The following is a 19,064-nucleotide window of genomic DNA, read 5'->3' on the forward strand; positions in this document are numbered from 1 at the left end:
GCACCACAAACAAAAACGCGACCCACCCAAAGGGGGGATCGCGTTGCATTAAATAATGAGACCTTAACGTTTAAGCGTCAGGATCTGCGCCTCGTGCTTTTTCAGCGACCGACGGGCGGCGTGGTAATTATCCAGCCCTTCTTTGCCCTTCAACTCTGGGAAGAGGGTCAGGATCTCTTCGCGCTGTTCACGGCCGATCCCCTTCAGGGTGTAATCCCCGGGGTGGAAGCTTTCGGTCCAGGCGCCATCGGACAGCACAACCTCATGCTGATCAAACATAAAGTGGATGTAGGTGGTGCCCACAACGTTCACTTTATGAATGCCGTCAAGGCCGATCAAATGCTTGGCCGATGCCAGCACTTCTGTCTCGTTAAAATAGAGAGAGACTTTCTCGTTGGTGACCAGAACGCGGTGGTTCGGGCTGACAATCATGTCGCGTTCAGGCAACCCACCGCCGAGGGAGCCACGACGGATCAGCACCGGCTGCAGCTTGGGCTGGCGCGCCAGATCAATGCCGTTCATGCGCTTGTGGCCTACCCAGCGGATTTCCTGAATACCGTTGTCGCGGGTGATAATCTTGTCACCCTCTTTCAGATCCTCAACGCGACGCTGACCTTGCGACGTGGCGATCAGACTGCCGGGGGTGAAGCAGGGCACGATATCTTCGATATTGGTGAAGGTCGCAGTGCCGGTCACGCCGCCATCGCTGTCCAGAAACTCGACCCGACCATCAAAGCCATTGCCGTCGCTGTCGGTCACCAAATCCACCAGACGGAACGGGCCCGAGCCGCTAAGATCCAGCGTGTCAAAGTCATCACCGGCAGAGCCGCCTTCAATCACGTCGCCAGCGTTGGCACCAATGATCATATCACGGTCCGCGCCGCCGCTGATACTGTCGATACCGCGACCACCTACCAGTGTGTCACCACCGTCACCACCCAGCAGGGTGTCATCACCGGTGCCGCCGTAAATCTCATCCTCATCAATCTGGCCGTCCAGCAGGTCATTGCCGGTGCCACCGAAGATGGTATCGTCATCATCCGCACCATAAACGGTGTCGTTGCCAGACCCGCCATAGATCAGATCCCGACCGTTGTCTGGGACCAGATCGCGGTCATCAGGAATGTTTACCGCGTCAGGCACATCCGGCGTCAGGCCACCATAGATCAGGTCATGACCTGATCCGCCATCAATGGTATCGGACCCCTCGCCCCCAATGATGGTGTCGCGACCACGGCCGCCTTCGATCTCATCCGCGTCGATACCGCCGTCGATCAGGTCAGCGCCATCGCCACCCAGAATGGTGTCCGCATCATCACCGGTGCGAATGGTGTCCGCGCCATCGCCGCCATCCACGAAATCGCGATCATTTTCAGGATCTTCGTCTGCAGGGTAGAGGCCAGGATACCCCAGATCCGGCAGCGCGCCGTCCAGCGCACCGGGGCCAGATACGATCAGGTCAGATCCATCCTCACCAAAGATGCTGTCTGCGCCGTCACCGCCTGTTACATCATCATTCCCCTCACCGGCATAAACGGTATCATCCCCATCACCGGCACGGATAATGTCATCCTGCGCGCCGTTTTCGGGGAAAATATTGTCAGAGGCGTCAACGAAATCGCCGTCATTGTCACCGTCATAGGACAGATCTATCAGATCATCATCCTCGGTGCCCCAGACGATGCCATCACGTTCCGATTCATTGTCGATCGTGGAATAATGCACATCGCTGACGAAAGCACGCTGCGCGCCGTCGCCGCCATTGCTGTAGTGGATTTCCAGACGCGCGACCGGACCGGCCACCTCAACCAGAGCCGAGGCCGCTTCGTCGGTGCGCGACAGGCTGTTACCAGTGCCGGTCAGGGCGTCCCCTGCCCCTGTCACCGCCCCGCCGGGCGTCAGGGTGACATCAATCCGATTGCCTTCAGCGTCATAGGCGATGACCTCAATCCCATCGACATGAGCGCCGCTGGTGCCGTAGGGATCACGGCCCATATCAATGTCATTCAGACGAAAGCTGAGGTTCTGAACACTATCGCCATAACGGCTGTCGCTCGATGAAAAATCCATCGTGACAACAGAGGTGGCGCTCGCGCCGGCCCCATCGCCACCATCCCCCAGCAGCTTCAGATGGGAGTTTGCATCAAACGGTTCTCCCTCACCCACAAACCCGTCGAGGTTCATGATGTAGGCCTCTGCCCCATCATCAATACCTTGATAGCTCACCGTCACATCGACACCACCGGTGTCCACTGTCGTAGATGTTGCAAGTGCGCTGTTAAATGCCCCCAGCAGGGACCAGTCCAGTACCAGATCCGCCATTTTCAGCTCTCTCTCAAATCTGCGCGGGACCGCTATGGCAGCTTCCGGCGCTGACCAACCTCCGAAAAGATTGGCCGCAATCAACCAAATTAAGCAACGCTATCAGGTGTATACGGGCACATCTTCACACTCCCGCAGCCAGCAGCCACAGGTGCCATCAAAGGGTGCGGCGCGGCAGATGCACCTGCCCCCTGACAGTGTCCCGCATTCATAGAATGCATCACAGTTTTCATTGGCCGCCCCCGCAGCCAGCAGACGTCGCCCCCCAGTTGGGCTCATACATACATACTTAAGTAACCGCCCCAGACAAAGGGATGGCGCCGAATTTGCCGCCAAATTTTCGTCTAACTTCGTCAAAAAAGCGCGAGCGATTGCTGACAAGGCGTGAACATTATCTCTTAGATCAGGATAATTTTGCCTATATCTTGCGTTCTAAAGTGGTCATCACCGCAGTTTAAGGGGAATAACTCAAACATTTTCCACCCAAGGCTGCTTGATTGTGCAACATATGGAAACGACGACTACCACTTTGGTCGCGTCAATTTTTTGTTCCGCCCAAGGACAAAAAAAAGGCGATTGTCGCAGATTTCAGGCCAATACGACGAAAATCAACGGGATTGTCGCCGCGACTAACCCAGCCTACTTGTGCATAGGGTCTATAAAAAACGAATCAACTGCACTGCAAAGACCCAAAGCATGCACGTTTCAATCCGTCTTTTTATCTGCAAAAAATGCAGACCTGTACATACTTCTTTGCATTCAGCGAATGTCTGATCACCTCAGCAAGGAAAGGTCAACGTGCGGCAAGTCGCCTCTCTGTCTTCAGGTATTTGCAGATATCGGCAGGCAACTCAGGACTGTCGAGCGCATAAAGCCCGCAGTCTTTCATGGCCGCGCGCAGCCCGGTGCCCGCCGCCAATGGACGCCAGACCGCAGGTGAAACAAAGACCGACTGCGCGGCATTCGACGATACGGCCATCACCTTGCCTTGCAGATCGCCGCTCACAGGCTGCGGTTCAGCGCGCAGGATCGTTTCACAAAGCGCCCCATTTGGGTTGAGGGTTTTCTCTACCACAAAAAGATGTCCGCGCGCGGCAGTCATAAGTCCGTAGTATCCAGCCTTGCGAAACCGCTTTCTATTTCGCACCGGAGTGCGCAGGATCCCACGGGTTTGCAACACGCCGCCGTCCAGCCACACCCCCATCAGGCCGCGCACGACGCTATAACCCCAAGATGGGGATATATAATGACTGTGGTAAAACCCCTGAAACTGATCCGTCCGTCGTTGATCGCTGCGAAACGCCTCAAAGATCATATCACGGGGATCGCGTCGCCGCGCCTTGTGTCGGGCAGCAAGCAATGTACGGAACTGATCTGGCGGCAAAAACAGCTCTGCTTCGGTAACTCGGAAAAATGCTGCAATCTTACCAAGGTTGTTCGCGGATGGCAGCGCCTCCCCCTTGAGATAGCGCACAAATTGAGGACGGTTGATACCGATGTCGCGGCACACCTGCGAAACGGACCGGTGTGCTGCACAACACAGGGATAGGTTTGCAGAAAAACACTGTTTCTTAATCGTCATCATACCAATTTTTACTGTCACCACACCAACTTGCGCGACAAGGCGCAACATTTATTAAAAACTTCAACGGTTTACAGCGCTGCAATGTTTATGCCAGACAGCCGAAAATTTGCCAGAAATGTAAATCGAGCGCAGACTTGAACGTATGAACACGCGCCGGATTTCACAGGCTCTGGCGAAAATGTGACATGACCTTTCCGCAAATTGGCCACATTCACAGGTATAAAACGCAGGGACTGGTTGCCGTTAACACATGGGACGCGGCCCGATTCAGGTTGAGAATTTTGAAATTTCGGACCCATGTTGGTCCACGAACTTAGGAGTGTAGCGATGTCCGGTGGTAGCGGGAGCGGAAGTGGTGGTTGGCGTGGTCGTGGTGGCTCTGGTTCCGGCAGCGGTTCCGGCGGTGGCGGCGGTGTGACACCTGGTGGTGGCTCCGGTTCTGGCAGCGGCTCCGGTTCTGGCGGTGGCAACGGTGGTGGCGGCCTGACCCCATTAGAGGTCGGCCCCGACGGCGTTGTGCGCGGCGGCGAAACCAACGAAAATATCTTCCCCGGCTTCACTGACGGTGATGGCGACCGCGTCGACAGCGGTGATGCCCGCCTGCCGACCGAAAGTGGCAACGATGACATCATCTATGCCAACGGCGGCAACGACACGGTCAACGCAAACGCTGGCAATGACTACATTGATGCCGGCACTGGTGACGATGAAGTGCATGGTGGCGAAGGCCATGATGTCATTGCCGGTAACGCCGGTGACGACGTTCTGGAGGCCGATGAAGGTGACGACACAGTCTTTGGCGGCAGCGGTGACGACCTGATCAACGCGGACATTGGCGATGACGTGATCTATGGCGACGGCAATGGCCAGCCTGCGCAGAACGGCAACCTGATCAGCAATGGTGACTTCTCTAACGGCAGGACCGGCTGGCAGGTCATTGACGGCAACAATGATGACCTCGATCCGAGCTTTACATACGGTAGTGCCAACCTGAACAGCGGCCGCGCTGCCGCAGGCGATGGAATTGAGCAGACCTTCGCCACCAACGTGGGGTCTGAACACACCGTTTCGCTGGATCTGTTTGAAAACAACAACGGGGCCGCACACCATGGTTTCCGTATCGATGTTCTGGATCAGGACGGCAACGTCATCTCTTCCGAGAGTGTCGCAGTTCAAAACGACACGGTGGAACATGTGCAGTTTACCTTCACTGCGACCACCCCGAACACCACCCTGCGGATCATTAATATCAGCGCGGCGGGTTCGCATGAAACCAGCGATGGCAAGGTCGACAACGTCTCGGTTGTGGAAACCCCCGTTGTTGCAGGCGATGACACCATCGACGGCGGTGAAGGCAACGATCTGATCTATGCAGGCGGCGGTAACGATGTTGTTTCCGGCGGTGCCCACAACGACACCATCTATGGCGGTGACGGGAATGACAGTATCAACGCAGGATCTGGCAACGACAAAGTTGATGCCGGTGACGGCAACGACACAGTTGATGGCGGTTTTGGCACCGACACTATGGATGGCGGCGACGGCATTGATACGGTGGATTATAGCACATCGTTCGGTTCTGATGGAGAATACGTTGAACTGGACCTGCAAGCAGGTACCGGTATCCTGAACGGCAACGTCAACTTGACCGAAAGCGTGACTAATTTCGAAAACGCAATCGGTTCGGGCGGCACAGATAACATTTCCGGCACCTCTGGCGCCAACAGCCTAGAAGGCCGCGGTGGCAACGATACGCTGGACGGTCGCGGTGGCGATGACATTCTGTTGTCTGGCAATGACGACGATCTGGTGATCGGCGGTCAGGGCATTGACTATCAGGATGGTGGCGCAGGCAACGACACGGTCTCTTTTGATGGTGCAAACGGAAACGGCATTTCGCATGTCCACTACAATATGTCCGCCGGCTACGCGCAACTGGTCAATTTCAACAATGTGGTCGTCGGTACCGAAACCACGATCAACTTTGAAAATGCCATCGGCTCCAGCGGCAACGATTGGTTAGTTGGTGATGATGGAGAGAACCAGTTCGAAGGCCGGGATGGCAACGACTTGGTCCAAGGCCGTGGCGGCGACGACACTATCTTGGGCGAAATCGGGAACGATGTTCTACTGGGCGACCAGGGTGATGACAGTATTGACGGTGGGGTTGGCCACGACCGCTTATCCGGCGGCGCAGATCACGACACATTGCTGGGTGGCGAAGGCAACGACACCTTACAAGGCGATGACGGCAACGATAGCATCAACGGTGGGTCTGGCGACGACAGCATGGCTGGCGGCTCTGGCAATGACACCTTCTACGGTGGCACCGGCAGCGACACCATCGAAGGCGGCAGCGGCGACGACACCTATCTGGCCGACACCAAAGTGGATGAATACATTCATGCCATCATCGACGACGAAGGCGATGGCACGGTTCAGGAATTCCGCGGTGGCACCATCGATCAGGTGGATGACGTCGAACACTATGTGGCCGATGAAACCAGCTATGACGACCGTATCACCCTGTCCACCACAGTAACCGATCGTTCCACCATCCAAGGCATCGACAGTGATGTGACCGGTGTGTTCACTCCGGCGAATGGCGACGCGCCGATCAGCTTTGGTGGCGATGGTGAGCCGCGTCTGTCCGACATTCTGGCAGATCCGTTCAACGCAGGCCGCGTGACCATTACCGGCGGCGATGAAGCGGGTAGCATCGGGAACATCTCGTTTGAAAACTTCGAGATCATCGACTTTGACATCGTCTGTTTCACCAAGGACACCCAAATCCTGACCGCCGGCGGCTATCGTCCTGTGCAGGATCTGAAGGCCGGTGATATGGTGATGACCGTCGATCAGGGTTTCCAGCCGATCAAATGGGTGGGCAACCGCACCGTGCCTGCACATGGCAAGTTCGCGCCGGTGCGCATTGAGGCGGGTGTGCTGGGCAATGACGCCCCGCTGACAGTGTCACAACAGCACCGTATGCTGCTGAGCAGTGCGCAGGCTGAACTGATGTTTGGTGAAGAAGAGGTTCTGGTGCCAGCCAAAGCGCTGATCAATGATCAGACGGTACGTCTGATGCCCGGCGAAGAGGTGACCTACTATCACGTCATGTTCGACAAGCACCAGTTGGTCTATGCAAACGGCGCCGCCTCTGAAAGCTTCTACCCCGGCGAGGCCGCGATGAATGGTGTCGAGGCCGAAGCACAGGAAGAGATTTTCTCTCTCTTCCCCGAGTTGCGCCACGAGGTGAAACCTTTCGGCGAAATGGCGCGTCCGAGCCTCAGCGTCAAAGAAGGGCAGCTACTGCAATAAGCAACGCACCAACCCCATAAACACCGGCAGGATAGCAATTCTGCCGGTGTTTCTTTAAGGTGTTTCTTTAACCCGTATGCATTGCTTCATCTTTGCAGCTATAGTTCCCTATGACCCGTACCGCGCATCACACCGCCCCCCCCCATGACGCCAAGGCCGAAGATCCAGAAACGGTCACCGAAGTGTCCGGTGTATCTGTCGATCTGGTGGTCAGTGTGGTTGAGGACACACTGGGCGAAACGGTGACCAAGGTCACCTGCCCCGGTGGCCGCGACCGCGCCATCTTCCGCGTCTATACGGACACGCAATCCGTGATCGCCTCGCGGCGTGACTACGCCAACGGCGCCAAGCGCGAAGCACGTATTCTGGAACATCTGGCCCCGCTCACCGATCATTTTCCGCAGATCCTTGCCAATCGCGATGACATTCTGGTGCAGACCGATATGGGCGATGTGACGTTGGCGCAGGACATGCGCAAAACAGACACGGCAGGTCGGATCGACCTGATGGATCGCGCGATTTCGTCGGTCTTTGGTTATCAGATGGACATTGGTCACCCTTTCCCGCAGGCAGAGGTGCCGGTACTCTTTGAACACCGTAAAGAGCTGGGGTATTTCGTAGATGGCCCGTGGCGCACCGCGGGTGTGTTTGGCGTGCGCTTACCAAACTACGATCGCAACGCTGTCGCTGCTCATTTCCTGCCCTCAAACGCATGTTTCCTCAAATGGGACAACCGCTTTGCCAATGCGGCACTGTCACCGAAGGGCGCAGTCGGATGGTTCGACTTTGAAGACAGCTGTCTGGGCGCAGGCTACGAGGATCTGGCGTGGCTGGCGGCGGATGAGTTCCCTGCCCTGTCTTTTGACAAGATCTACCCGCTGTTTGATCGCCAGATCCGTGACTATCACGGCATCGCCGGTGACATGATCCTGCGCCGGTTCCATATCATGACAACCTTGCTGATCAGCCTGCGCACCCGCCGCATCGGCCGTCACCTCAGCAAAAAAGGCAAATGGTACACGCTGGACGAGATCTATCGTTCTGACCGCGTTGGCGCACATCCCAGCATGATGCAGGCGCTGCTCAAACGCGGCAAGGCCTTTGCTGCGCTAGAACGCGAAACAAAGCCGCTGGTGGTGATGTTTGAAGATATTGAGGCCCGACTGGCCGGCGCGAAAAGCCACTAAAGCGACAATCCGTCTGCGGACCTGCTGCGGAATAAATAAGGCCCCGATAACATCAGGGCCTTTTTCATTTGTTCAGATACGAAGCAAGATCAGTTCTGAACCTTGTCGGCGATGTCGCCGGCCAGAGCTTCGGCGCGAGCGGCCAGTTCGGCCATAGTGTCATGAACGTTCTGCGGGATCACCGGCACCTCTACCCGTTCAGGTTCTGGCGCGGGGGCGGATTTCAGCGCCTCCAGTTCTTCAATCTTGGCAGCCAGCTGCGCCTCAACCTCGACCAGCTTGTCCTGCACACCGGCGGTTTTGTCGGCCAGCATCAAACCCGCCATCAACAGCATCCGTGCCTCTGGCAGGCGGCCGATCTGTTGCGACAGAACGCTTGCCTCATCATTCAGCATTTTCGCCGCCGCCTGCAGGAAGTGTTCTTCGCCCTCCTGGCAAGACACCTCAAAAGTGCGGCCGCCAATGTTAATCTGTACCTCAGGCATCGGTTGCTTCCTCTTCTTGGCCTGCGACGACTTGGCCCGTCGCCTCTGCGTCAGCCTCTTCTTGAGCGGCAACAATTTGGTCGGCATCAGCGGTCTGACCCTCAACCGGATCTGCGACTTCATCCGCACTCTGAGCTGCAAGCTCTTCTGCTGGCGCCTCGGCGCGGGTGATCAGCGGATCAAGCGCTGCGGCAATCGCGGCAGCTTCCGCTGCTTCGGCCTGACGATCAGCTTTCAGCGCGGCCAGCTCAGCGGCCAGGCCTTTGTTGACGGCAGTCCCATCGCTGATACCAGCCTCATGCGCCTCGCGCAGTTCGGTATTGCTGGCACGCAACTGATCGCAGCTTTCGCGCAGCGCCCGCAAAGCACCATCCATTTCCGCCAATGCAGATTTCAGGTCAACCTGCGCCAGCTCCGCCTCAGCATCCTTTTTGTCCAGTTTCAGACGCAGCGCCTTCAGCCGTTCTTCCAACTGCTGGTTGGCCATCTTTTCATCCCCCAGCGCCTGTTCAAGCGCGGCGGTGTCGGGACCATTGTCAGGCTCTGCCTCAGTAGCCCCTACCCCTGACGGACGCGCTACCAGCACATCCACATCCCGCGCGATCTGATCCAAAGCGGCGGAAATACGACGTTCAAATTCGCTGATATCACTCATGCGCCTTTGCCTCTTCTTCTTGTTGGGCGTCCATTTCATCCGCATTGCGAATCAAATTGGCGCCGGTTTGGCCACAGAATACTTAATAGAGGCGGAAAATGCGTCCCCCAAGCGGTTTTTGGCCTAACGCGGCGCTTGATATTCACCCACGGGCTGGTATGAGCAGCGCTAACGAAGCCCTGATCAAAGGAAGCCCCCCGTGGATATCTCTGCTCTGCGTTCTGCCCACCCGGATCACTGGTCCAAAGCCGCAGCCATCCGGACCCTCACACTGGATGCAATCCGCGCCGCCAACTCTGGCCACTCTGGCATGCCGATGGGCATGGCCGATGTTGCCACTGTTCTTTATGAAAAGCACCTGAAGTTTGACGCCAAGGCGCCAAACTGGCCCGACCGCGACCGGTTCATTCTGTCGGCTGGCCACGGTTCCATGCTGCTGTATTCGCTGCTGCACCTGACCGGCTATGAGGACATGACCCTGGAAGAGATCAAAAACTTCCGTCAGTGGGGCGCACGCACCGCAGGTCACCCCGAATTCGGTCACGCCGGTGGCATCGAAACCACCACAGGCCCGCTGGGCCAGGGCATCGCCACCGCCGTGGGTTTCGCCATGGCAGAGGAAATTCTGCGGGGCCAGTACGGCAAGAAGATCGTTGATCACCACACTTATGTGATCGCCGGCGACGGCTGCCTGATGGAAGGTATCAGCCAGGAAGCGCTGGGTCTGGCCGGCCGTCATGAGCTGTCCAAGCTGATCGTGTTCTGGGACAACAACAACATCACCATTGATGGCACCGTTGATCTGTCCTGCCGCATCGATCAGGTTCAGCGCTTCAAATCCGCCAACTGGCACGTTCAGGAAATCGACGGTCACGATCCCGAAGCGATCGACGCGGCGATTGTTGCGGCGAAAAAGGCGGGAAAACCGTCGATGATCGCCTGCAAAACGCACATCGCACTGGGCTCTGCCGCGCAAGACACCTCCAAGGGTCACGGCGCACTGACCGACGAACAGCTGATTGCTGACACAAAAGCAGCCTACGGCTGGGACCACGCCCCGTTCGAAATCCCCGCCGACATCAAATCCGCATGGGAAGCCATCGGTGCCCGCGGCGCAGAAGAGCGCGCTGCATGGGACGCACGTCTGGCGTCGATTTCCGAGCGTAAGCAGGCCGAATTTGCCCGCATTTTTGAGCGCGAAGCGCCCAAGCGTCTGGCGCCCACCATCCGGGCCCTGAAAAAACAGATGAGCGAAGACCAGCCTAAACTGGCCACCCGTGCATCATCCGAAAAAGTACTGGCCGCAGTGAACCCGGTGATGTCCGAAACCGTTGGCGGCTCTGCCGACCTGACCGGTTCCAACAACACCAAAACTGGCGATCTGGGCATTTTCGACACCGACAACCGCAAGGGTCGTTATGTCTACTGGGGCATCCGTGAACACGGTATGGCGGCTGCGATGAACGGCATGGCGCTGCATGGTGGCATCCGCCCCTACGGCGGCACCTTCATGGCCTTCACCGACTACGCGCGTCCAGCGATGCGTCTGGCCGCGCTGATGCAGATCCCGTCGGTCTTTGTCATGACCCACGATTCTATTGGTCTGGGCGAAGATGGCCCGACCCACCAGCCGGTGGAACATGTCGCCATCAGCCGCGCGACCCCGAACACCTATGTGTTCCGTCCCGCCGACACCATTGAAACCGCCGAAAGCTGGGAAATTGCACTGACCGCGCAAAAGACCCCGTCGGTTCTGTCGCTGACCCGTCAGGGCGTGCCCACTGTGCGCACCAAACACACCACCAAGAACCTGACTGCCCAAGGCGGCTATGTTCTGGCCGACAGCGAAGGCAAACGTCAGGCGATCCTGATCGCTACAGGGTCTGAGGTGGAGATTGCTCTGGCCGCCCGCGACATCCTGCAGGCCGAAGGCATCGGCACCCGCGTCGTTTCCATGCCCTGCATGGAACTGTTCGACGCACAGGACGAAGCCTACCGCAAACGCGTCTTGCCCGCTGGCCCCGTGCGTGTGGGCGTCGAAGCTGGCGTGCGCGACGGTGGCTGGGACAAATACCTGCTGGGCAACCGTGGCCGCGAAACCAAGGCGGCGTTTGTCGGCATGGAAGGCTTCGGCGCCTCTGCTCCGGCAAATGTTCTGTACGAAAAATTCGGCATCACTGCCGAAGCTGTGGCCGAAAAGGTCAAAGCTCTGCTGGGCTAAGCCCGGCGCAGAATGCCAGACCAATCAATAAAAAGGGCGCCCAGATTTGGGCGCCCTTCTTGGTTTCCAGGGGCCGCGCGATCAGAACGGCGAACCGGTGCAGTTTTCCAGTTCTGCCGTGGTCATCGCGGTGCCATTGATGGTCAGCCCCTCGCCCACAGCATTGGCCAATGCGGTGCCTGTGAACGAACCGGTGAAGGCCGCGCAGTCACCGGGGGTGTTGGTCACCGTGATCGCACCAGTCGCATCCACCACCGGACCAAAGAAGTTCACCCCAGAGTTGGCCGCGTTCTCCACCGACACGTTGGTGAAATCGACATTCACGACCGGTCCACCGTTGAACCCGAAATTGTCCCCCAAAAGGTGCACACCATGGGTGCCCACGTTAGAGATCGCGACGTTTTCGAAACTGACATTATGCACCGGGTTGAGGAAGATTCCTGCCCGCGACGCGCCGTCAATGGTGATGTTGCTAAAGGTCATATCGGGGTCAATGACCGAAGCATCAAAGCCCAGACCGTTGACAAACATAAGCCCGTTGACCCCGCCCTCAAGGGTTGCATTGTTCATGCGGGTGGTTCCGCCGGACTGAATCACCACCAGATCCATCTCACGCGCTTGGGCGCTGTTGTCGATGGTGATGTTTTCCATCTCCAGATTGTCGACCGCCACCGCCAGAATGGCTTCGCGGCGGCTGTTGGTGACCGCTACATTGCGCAGGCTGATGTCTGTTGCTGCGGTGGCAATGGTGTAGTCAAAGTTCTCCTCCGCAACCTCGGAGCCGAGGAAGAAGCCATAGGTCACATCCGTCATCGTGATGTCTTCGAACTGCGCATTGCGCAGTCCGACAGCATTCACCGCCGAATTGGGCACCGAACTGGGCGAAAAGATCGAAAATTCACACAGGCTGTTGTTTTCACAGATCGGCATGTCCGTAAAACTGGCATTGCGCAGGCTGAAGCCATCGCTGTCGCGCAGCAAAACACCGTTTTCACCGGCCCGCGCCACGGCGAGGCCATCCACCGCAACAGAGCTGCTGCCTGAAATCGACACCGCATTGCCGCCAACATCAGACACCGACAGGCCGGTCAATCGCGCGCCGGTGACCTGCGAGAACTGCACGCCGTCACCACTGGTGCCGCTGACGCCAACGCGATCGGCCCAGATATTGCTGACACCTGCGGCTTGCAACCCAACGCTGCCCCCCGACAGGCTAACGCCAGCAACACCGCTACCGTCGGCAAATTGCACCGCTACAACACCGTCCCCGACGGTCAAGGAGGCCTCTGACGCCTCATTGTGCAGCACCATTTCTGTGCCACTGACCGCACGCAGCGTCACGCCAGCGCCACCGCCCACAACTGCCTGACCAGACGCCAGGGTCACCCCGCCAGCCTCGTCAAAATCACCCGAAGCAAAGACCAGCGAGTCTGCCCCCGCATCAGTCACCGCCTGCGCCAGACCACTGTCAGACACACGGGTAAACCGGCGCAGCTCACGCCCGTTCATACTGACCGCTTCGGCGTCGCCATAAGCGCCCTGCTGGGTGGTCACGTGGCGGCGGCGAATCACATCTTGGGTCAGCGTGCCTGCCAGCGCTTGCCCCTGGGCCGCACCGGTACCCGTACCACCCCCCAGCGGGATCGACAGCGAAACATAGGCGGTGGCATCCGTATTGCCCGACACCCGTTCCCCCAGCAGGCCCGCGCGCAGATGTGCACCCGGCACCTGCGTCAAAGGCGCATCCAGCCGCACTTCTGCCCGCACAGTTGCACCGCGCAGGACGGCGCTATCATCGTGGTCAAACACATAGCCGCCCCCAAACAGCCCCATAGAACCACCACCAAGCGCGGCAAAACTGACTCGCGGGCCCAGTTCAAAATCAATGCCGCGCATTGCCAAACTGCGCCCGCCAAGGAAGCGGATGGTTCCGTCCGCTTCGCTTAAGCGGTCAAAACCACTGTTGCGCCGCGACGTCTTGCCCACCGGCAGGTAGGCATTCGCGCGGGCTTCAAAACTGTCGCTCAGCGCATCGGCCGACAGGCCCAACTGGGTAAACCGTTTGCCGTTGCGATCCTTGCTGCGCTCGGCGAAACCGCCAAGGCCCAGCACCCAATCGCCATTGACCTGGCGACGGTGCATCAGTCCAGCGCTCCAGCTTTCACTGTTATCCGTGCCGCGCTGCCAGTTCAGCTGCACCAAATTCGCGCGCCCATCTGTGACCGCAAACGGGAAGCGCAGGGCAACACCGCCCTGCCCCTCGGTGCCAAGGTTCACCTGTAGGTCCGCGGCCTGAAGGCAGGTCGCGCCCAAGAGTAAAGACAGCCCAGAGGCTGCCAATCGTAGTGTCTTCATGAGAGTATTCCGTTAAATCTGCACCCTGCTTGCAACGCTGGCGTGGGATTTACAGCTTTGTTATGACGCCGCAGCCTTGTGATGCAAGGCATAGGAGCCATGCAGAAAACGCATGGCAGGAGCGCACCCCCGCCTCACCCCGATTTGGAATTCGGGAAAACATCAGAACATCAAAATCGTCTTTCAATATTCTGAAAATACTCAAATTATCCCTTAGTGTGCTGCGGGCGAATTGCCCGAAATCAACCCGATCAGCGGGCTGATCACGCGGGTCACCAGCGGGATCAGCAACAAGCCGTAGATCAACCCCAACACGCCATCCGCCAGTGCCGTCACAGCCCACTCGACGAACCCGTGCATGTTCTCAGCCGCACCATCAGCGGCAGCGACGGCGAGGTTATGAATGTCTTTATAGGGATGTGGCATGCCCAGGTCATAAAGCCCGTGAATCATAATCGATCCGCCCACCCACAGCATCGCTGCAGTGCCGATAATCGACAAGGCGCGCATCAAGACTGGCATAAATTTCACCAACCCACGACCAAACCGCTGCACGGCGCCAAGCCCGCTGTTTTGGGCCAGATGCAGGCCGACGTCATCCATCTTTACGATCAGCGCAACCGACCCGTAGACCGCCAGCGTGATGAAAATGGCCACAACCGCCAAGGTCGCCGCCTCCATATAGACATTGCTGACCTCAATCGCGGCAAGCGAGATGGTCATAATCTCTGCTGACAGAATGAAATCGGTCTTAATCGCGCCTTTGACCTTCTGTTCCTCAAGATGCCCCGGATCTTTGACCGACATATCCTCCGCGATATGCTTATCCCCGTGGGGAAACAGGACGTGGAACACCTTTTCCGCACCTTCAAAACACAGGTAGCTGCCGCCCAGCATCAACAGGGGCGTGATCAGCCATGGGGCGAAGTTCGACAAAAGCATCGCAATGGGCAGAAGAATGATCAACTTGTTAAACAGCGATCCACGGGCGATCTTCCAGATGATCGGCAGTTCACGCGCTGGCGCAAAGCCCTGCACGTATTTCGGCGTAACCGCCGCATCATCGATGATAACACCGGCGGTTTTCGATCCCGCCTTGGCCGCGGCTGCCGCCACATCATCAACGCTGGTTGCCGCAACTTTGGCAATGGCTGCCACATCATCCAACAGGGCCAACAAACCGCTCATCACGTACCTCTTTACGTAGTGTCTGGTGTCGTCACAGAACTGCGCCGCACCTCGTTAGCGCCAACCTAACCCATTGGCTCCACAACCGAAAGAACATGATTGCGCCCACGTTAGCGCAATCGGTTCATGTTTGCGCCAACATCAATAACGGGGGCGTCGTTTTACCCTTTCCGCTGCACCAAAGCGGGCCTATAGCACGGGCAAGCTAACGCAGACAGGAGTCTTAGTGCCATGACCATCAAAGTCGGCATCAACGGATTTGGCCGCATCGGCCGTTGTACCCTCATGCACATCGCCGAAAGCGCGCGTGAGGACATCGAAGTTGTGAAAATCAACGCCACCGGCCCGCTGGACACAGCGGCGCATCTGGTGCGCTATGACTCGGTGCACGGCCGTTTTGTAAACGAAGTGACCACCGGCGAAGAGAACGGCAAGAACTGGATGGATCTGGGCCGTGGCAAGTTCGAGGTACAGTCGACCTACGACATGAACGAACTGGACTGGTCCGGTGTTGACGTGGTTCTGGAATGCACCGGTCAGTTCAACGACGGTGACAAAGCGCAAAAACACATCGAACAGGGTGCCAAATCGGTTCTGATCTCCGCCCCTGCAAAGAACGTTCAGAAAACCATCGTCATGGGGGTGAACGACAGCGAACTGGCCGCTGGTGACACCATGATCTCGAACGGCTCCTGCACCACCAACTGTCTGGCGCCGCTGGCCAAAGTGCTGCACGAAACGGTCGGCATCGAATCCGGCATCATGACCACCATCCACAGCTACACCGGCGATCAGCCGACGCTGGACCGTCGTCACAAAGATCTGTACCGCGCACGTGCTGCGGCCATGTCGATGATTCCGACCTCCACAGGTGCCGCCAAAGCACTGGGTGAGGTTCTGCCGGCGCTCAAGGGCAAACTGGATGGTTCTGCCGTGCGCGTTCCGACCCCGAACGTGTCCGCCGTTGACCTGACCTTCATCGCACAGCGCGACGTGACCGCAGAAGAGGTCAACGCCGTTGTGGCCGAAGCCGCCGCTGGCGCGCTCAAAGGTGTTCTTGGTTACGACACCGAGCAGAAGGTTTCGATCGACTTCAACCACACCGAAGAAAGCTCGATCTTTGCCCCTGATCAGACCAAAGTGACCGGCGGTCGTCTGGTGCGCGTTCTGGCGTGGTACGACAACGAATGGGGCTTCTCCTGCCGCATGGCTGATGTGGCTGTTGCGATGGGCAAGCTGCTGTAATTAAGGCAACTTGTCGCGATACGGTTGATTTGACCTTCGATCACAGGCATGAAGGGGCACGCCCCTTCACCACCGCTACCTTTACGGGATCGACCTGATGACCAACCAGATTGCCATTGCCCTGGGACTTTTGATCGTCGCCTTTATTGGCGGCGATCTTTTGTTGACGGGGGGCGATACACTGTTGTTCCTCGGCAAGAAGTTTGACGAATTCATCGAATGGCTCGCCTTCTGGCGCTGACCACGCGGCAACGTAGTGCGGACGCACCGCTCTTCTTCAAACGCCCCACAGACGCCTGATCATTTGCCAGTCCGCATCATTTGACAGTCCGCGCCGAAATTGCTACCCGAAATCTGAACCGTTGGGGTGCCTCCGTTGAGGGGCTGAGAGGCGTGAACGTGCCAACCCATCGAACCTGATCCGGGCAATTCCGGCGTAGGGAACGGTCTGTTGCGTTGACGACGTTAGCCCCTTAGTTGCAGGTGCGCATCGTCCCACCACAGATCCCCCCATCGTTCGGTGCCACCTATCAAAGGAACACCAATATGGCGCAGATTGCATTGACGATTGCCGGATCCGACAGCGGCGGCGGCGCAGGCATTCAGGCCGACCTGAAAGCGATGTCAGCACTTGGCGTTTACGGCGCCTCTGTCATCACAGCGGTCACCGCGCAAAACACCCAAGCGGTGACCGCCGTCCATGGCATCCCGCTGGATGTGGTGCGGGCGCAGATTGACGCGGTTCTGGGCGACCTTGATGTGCACGCAGTCAAAATCGGCATGCTGGCAACACCGGAGATTATCCATTGCGTCACCGACGGGCTGGTCGCCTATCAGGGGCCGGTGGTGCTGGATCCCGTCATGATTGCCAAATCCGGCGATGCGCTCTTGGCCGAAGACGCGGTCGCCACCCTGCGCAATGTGCTGTTGCCACGTGCCACCGTGCTGACGCCCAACCTGCCTGAGGCGGCCTGCCTCTTGGACACAGCGGTTGCCACCACCCGTGAAGAGATGGTGACGCAAGGCGTCGCGCTCTGCGATCTGGGCGCAGCGGCAGTGTTGATGAAAGGCGGGCACGCGACCGGTGACATCTGTCATGACCTGCTGATCGCAGATGGTGAGGTTGTGGCTGAATTCTCCGCCCCGCGCCGCCAGACGACCAACACCCACGGCACCGGCTGCACCCTATCCTCCTCCATCGCGGCTGGTCTGGCCAAAGGTTTGCCCCTGACAGAGGCTGTGTCTGAGGCACACGCCTACCTGCAGGCCGCCATTGCCGTGGCTGATGATCTGCACATTGGCATGGGGCACGGGCCGGTTCATCACTTCCACGCGGTTTGGCCTGCATGACCGTCTGGTCTGTCATAGGCGCGGGCGTTGCCGGCCTGGCCGTGGCCAGCGAGCTTGTCGAACGCGGTGCAGAGGTGCAGGTGTTTGATCCTGCGGGTCCACCCGGCCCGCATGGTTGTTCGTGGTGGGCTGGCGGCATGCTGGCACCGTGGTGCGAATTTGAAAACGCTGAGGAGCCGGTTTTGCGCCTCGGCCAGCAGGCAATTGACTGGTGGGCCGCCCGCACGCCCGTACAGCGCCATGGCACGCTGGTGGTTGCCAACCGCCGCGACCTGCCCGACTTGCGCCGGTTTGGCCGCCGCACCGAGGGGTTTCGTGAGGTCGGTGCAGAGATTGCCGATCTGGAACCAGACCTGCATGGCTTCTCCAAAGGGCTTCTCTTTGAGGATGAGGCACATCTGGACCCGCGCCGCGCACTGCAGGATCTTTATAACGCTCTGCAAGACAAAGGCGTTACCTTTCACAAGCGTCTGGCGCCCACGCAATTGCGCAACGCGATTGACTGCCGCGGCCTGCATGCCCGTGAGTTTCTGCACGACCTGCGCGGCGTCAAGGGCGAGATGCTGGTCATTCGCTGCCCCGATGTGACCCTGACGCGTCCTGTGCGCCTGTTGCATCCACGCATGCCGCTTTACATCGTTCCGCGTGGTGACGGCATCTACATGCTGGGCGCCACGATGATCGAGGCAGAGGACAGCAGCCGCATCACCGCGCGGTCTATGCTGGAACTGCTCAGCGCCGCCTACGCGCTAAACCCCGCCTTTGGTGAGGCAGAGGTGCTGGAAATCGGCGTCGATCTGCGCCCTGCTTTCCCTGACAACCTGCCCCGCATCCGGCGGCTGGGGCATACGATTTATGCCAACGGCCTTTACCGTCACGGCTACCTGCTGGCCCCCGCGCTGGCCCGCGGCGTCGCTGATCTGGCGCTTAACAACACCCATTCGGAGATGGTCGATGAAGATCGTGCTTAACGGCGAGCAGCGCGAGGTTGCCGCCACCACTTTGGCCGAACTGCTGCCAGAATGCGGCTTTTCGGGCCGTGTGGCCACCGCAGTGAACGAGGATTTCGTGCCCGCCGGATTACGCGCGGGCCACGCCCTGACAGACGGCGACCGTGTTGAGGTTGTCGCACCGATGCAGGGGGGCTGAG

At 58.5% G+C, this 19,064-nt stretch carries 14 protein-coding genes and 1 riboswitch; of the genes, 8 read left to right on the top strand and 6 right to left on the bottom strand.

Annotated elements, in window-relative coordinates; genetic code table 11:
• Positions 1–63: 63 nt before the first annotated feature.
• Together MHM86_RS02180 and MHM86_RS02185 are read right to left on the bottom strand one after the other, a co-directional pair.
• Positions 64–2,322, bottom strand: coding sequence for a Hint domain-containing protein (locus tag MHM86_RS02180; RefSeq protein ID WP_239195261.1), 2,259 nt, complete (start codon positions 2,320–2,322; stop codon positions 64–66).
• Between the two features lie 793 nt (positions 2,323–3,115).
• Positions 3,116–3,904, bottom strand: a complete 789-nt coding sequence (locus MHM86_RS02185) for a helix-turn-helix transcriptional regulator (RefSeq protein ID WP_239195263.1) — start codon at positions 3,902–3,904, stop codon at positions 3,116–3,118.
• Positions 3,905–4,234: 330 nt separating this feature from the next.
• Here MHM86_RS02185 and MHM86_RS02190 point away from each other — a divergent pair, with 330 nt between their 5' ends.
• Both MHM86_RS02190 and MHM86_RS02195 read left to right on the top strand, forming a co-directional pair.
• Entirely contained in the window at positions 4,235–7,228 is a 2,994-nt protein-coding gene (locus MHM86_RS02190) for a Hint domain-containing protein (protein ID WP_239195265.1), read from the top strand.
• A gap of 110 nt (positions 7,229–7,338) precedes the next feature.
• Positions 7,339–8,415, top strand: coding sequence for a hypothetical protein (locus MHM86_RS02195; protein ID WP_239195266.1), 1,077 nt, complete (start codon positions 7,339–7,341; stop codon positions 8,413–8,415).
• An 89-nt stretch (positions 8,416–8,504) separates the two neighbouring features.
• Here the strand turns inward: MHM86_RS02195 and MHM86_RS02200 are convergent, their stop codons facing one another.
• Positions 8,505–8,900 carry a cell division protein ZapA gene (locus MHM86_RS02200; protein WP_239195267.1) on the bottom strand — a complete coding sequence of 132 codons (396 nt, stop codon included), beginning with the start codon at positions 8,898–8,900 and terminating at the stop codon, positions 8,505–8,507.
• Positions 8,893–9,555 (bottom strand): hypothetical protein, encoded by a 663-nt coding sequence (locus MHM86_RS02205; protein ID WP_239195268.1) that lies wholly within the window; start codon positions 9,553–9,555, stop codon positions 8,893–8,895. Before MHM86_RS02205 ends, MHM86_RS02200 begins: the two co-directional genes overlap by 8 nt.
• Positions 9,556–9,754: 199 nt before the next feature.
• On the opposite strand from MHM86_RS02205, the gene tkt reads away from it, so the two are divergent.
• Entirely contained in the window at positions 9,755–11,776 is a 2,022-nt protein-coding gene (gene tkt / locus MHM86_RS02210; protein ID WP_239195269.1) for a transketolase, read from the top strand.
• A gap of 81 nt (positions 11,777–11,857) precedes the next feature.
• On the opposite strand, the gene MHM86_RS02215 is transcribed toward tkt, so the two are convergent.
• Both MHM86_RS02215 and MHM86_RS02220 read right to left on the bottom strand, forming a co-directional pair.
• Positions 11,858–14,131, bottom strand: coding sequence for a right-handed parallel beta-helix repeat-containing protein (locus MHM86_RS02215; protein ID WP_239195270.1), 2,274 nt, complete (start codon positions 14,129–14,131; stop codon positions 11,858–11,860).
• A gap of 213 nt (positions 14,132–14,344) precedes the next feature.
• The gene (locus tag MHM86_RS02220; protein WP_239195271.1) at positions 14,345–15,319 is read right to left on the bottom strand and encodes a DUF808 domain-containing protein; all 975 of its coding nucleotides are present in this window, start codon (positions 15,317–15,319) and stop codon (positions 14,345–14,347) included.
• Positions 15,320–15,550: 231 nt separating this feature from the next.
• Here MHM86_RS02220 and gap point away from each other — a divergent pair, with 231 nt between their 5' ends.
• From gap to thiS, 5 genes are all read left to right on the top strand, one after another.
• Positions 15,551–16,564, top strand: a complete 1,014-nt coding sequence (gap, locus tag MHM86_RS02225) for a type I glyceraldehyde-3-phosphate dehydrogenase (RefSeq protein WP_239195272.1) — start codon at positions 15,551–15,553, stop codon at positions 16,562–16,564.
• Positions 16,565–16,661: 97 nt separating this feature from the next.
• Complete coding sequence (locus tag MHM86_RS02230) at positions 16,662–16,805, top strand: glyceraldehyde-3-phosphate dehydrogenase (RefSeq protein WP_239195273.1); 144 nt, start codon at positions 16,662–16,664, stop codon at positions 16,803–16,805.
• A gap of 112 nt (positions 16,806–16,917) precedes the next feature.
• A riboswitch (TPP riboswitch) is annotated at positions 16,918–17,024 on the top strand.
• A gap of 86 nt (positions 17,025–17,110) precedes the next feature.
• A complete protein-coding gene (gene thiD / locus MHM86_RS02235; protein WP_239195274.1) occupies positions 17,111–17,914 on the top strand; it encodes a bifunctional hydroxymethylpyrimidine kinase/phosphomethylpyrimidine kinase in 804 nt (267 codons plus the stop codon).
• On the top strand, positions 17,911–18,885 hold the full coding sequence (locus MHM86_RS02240) for an FAD-dependent oxidoreductase (protein ID WP_239195276.1): 975 nt from the start codon (positions 17,911–17,913) through the stop codon (positions 18,883–18,885). The genes thiD and MHM86_RS02240 overlap by 4 nt, the downstream gene beginning before the upstream one ends.
• A complete protein-coding gene (gene thiS / locus MHM86_RS02245) occupies positions 18,869–19,063 on the top strand; it encodes a sulfur carrier protein ThiS (protein WP_239195278.1) in 195 nt (64 codons plus the stop codon). Before MHM86_RS02240 ends, thiS begins: the two co-directional genes overlap by 17 nt.
• Position 19,064: the final 1 nt, after the last annotated feature.

Origin of the sequence: Thalassobius sp. Cn5-15 (genome assembly GCF_022347685.1) — a bacterium.
Classification (GTDB): Bacteria; Pseudomonadota; Alphaproteobacteria; order Rhodobacterales; family Rhodobacteraceae; genus Thalassobius.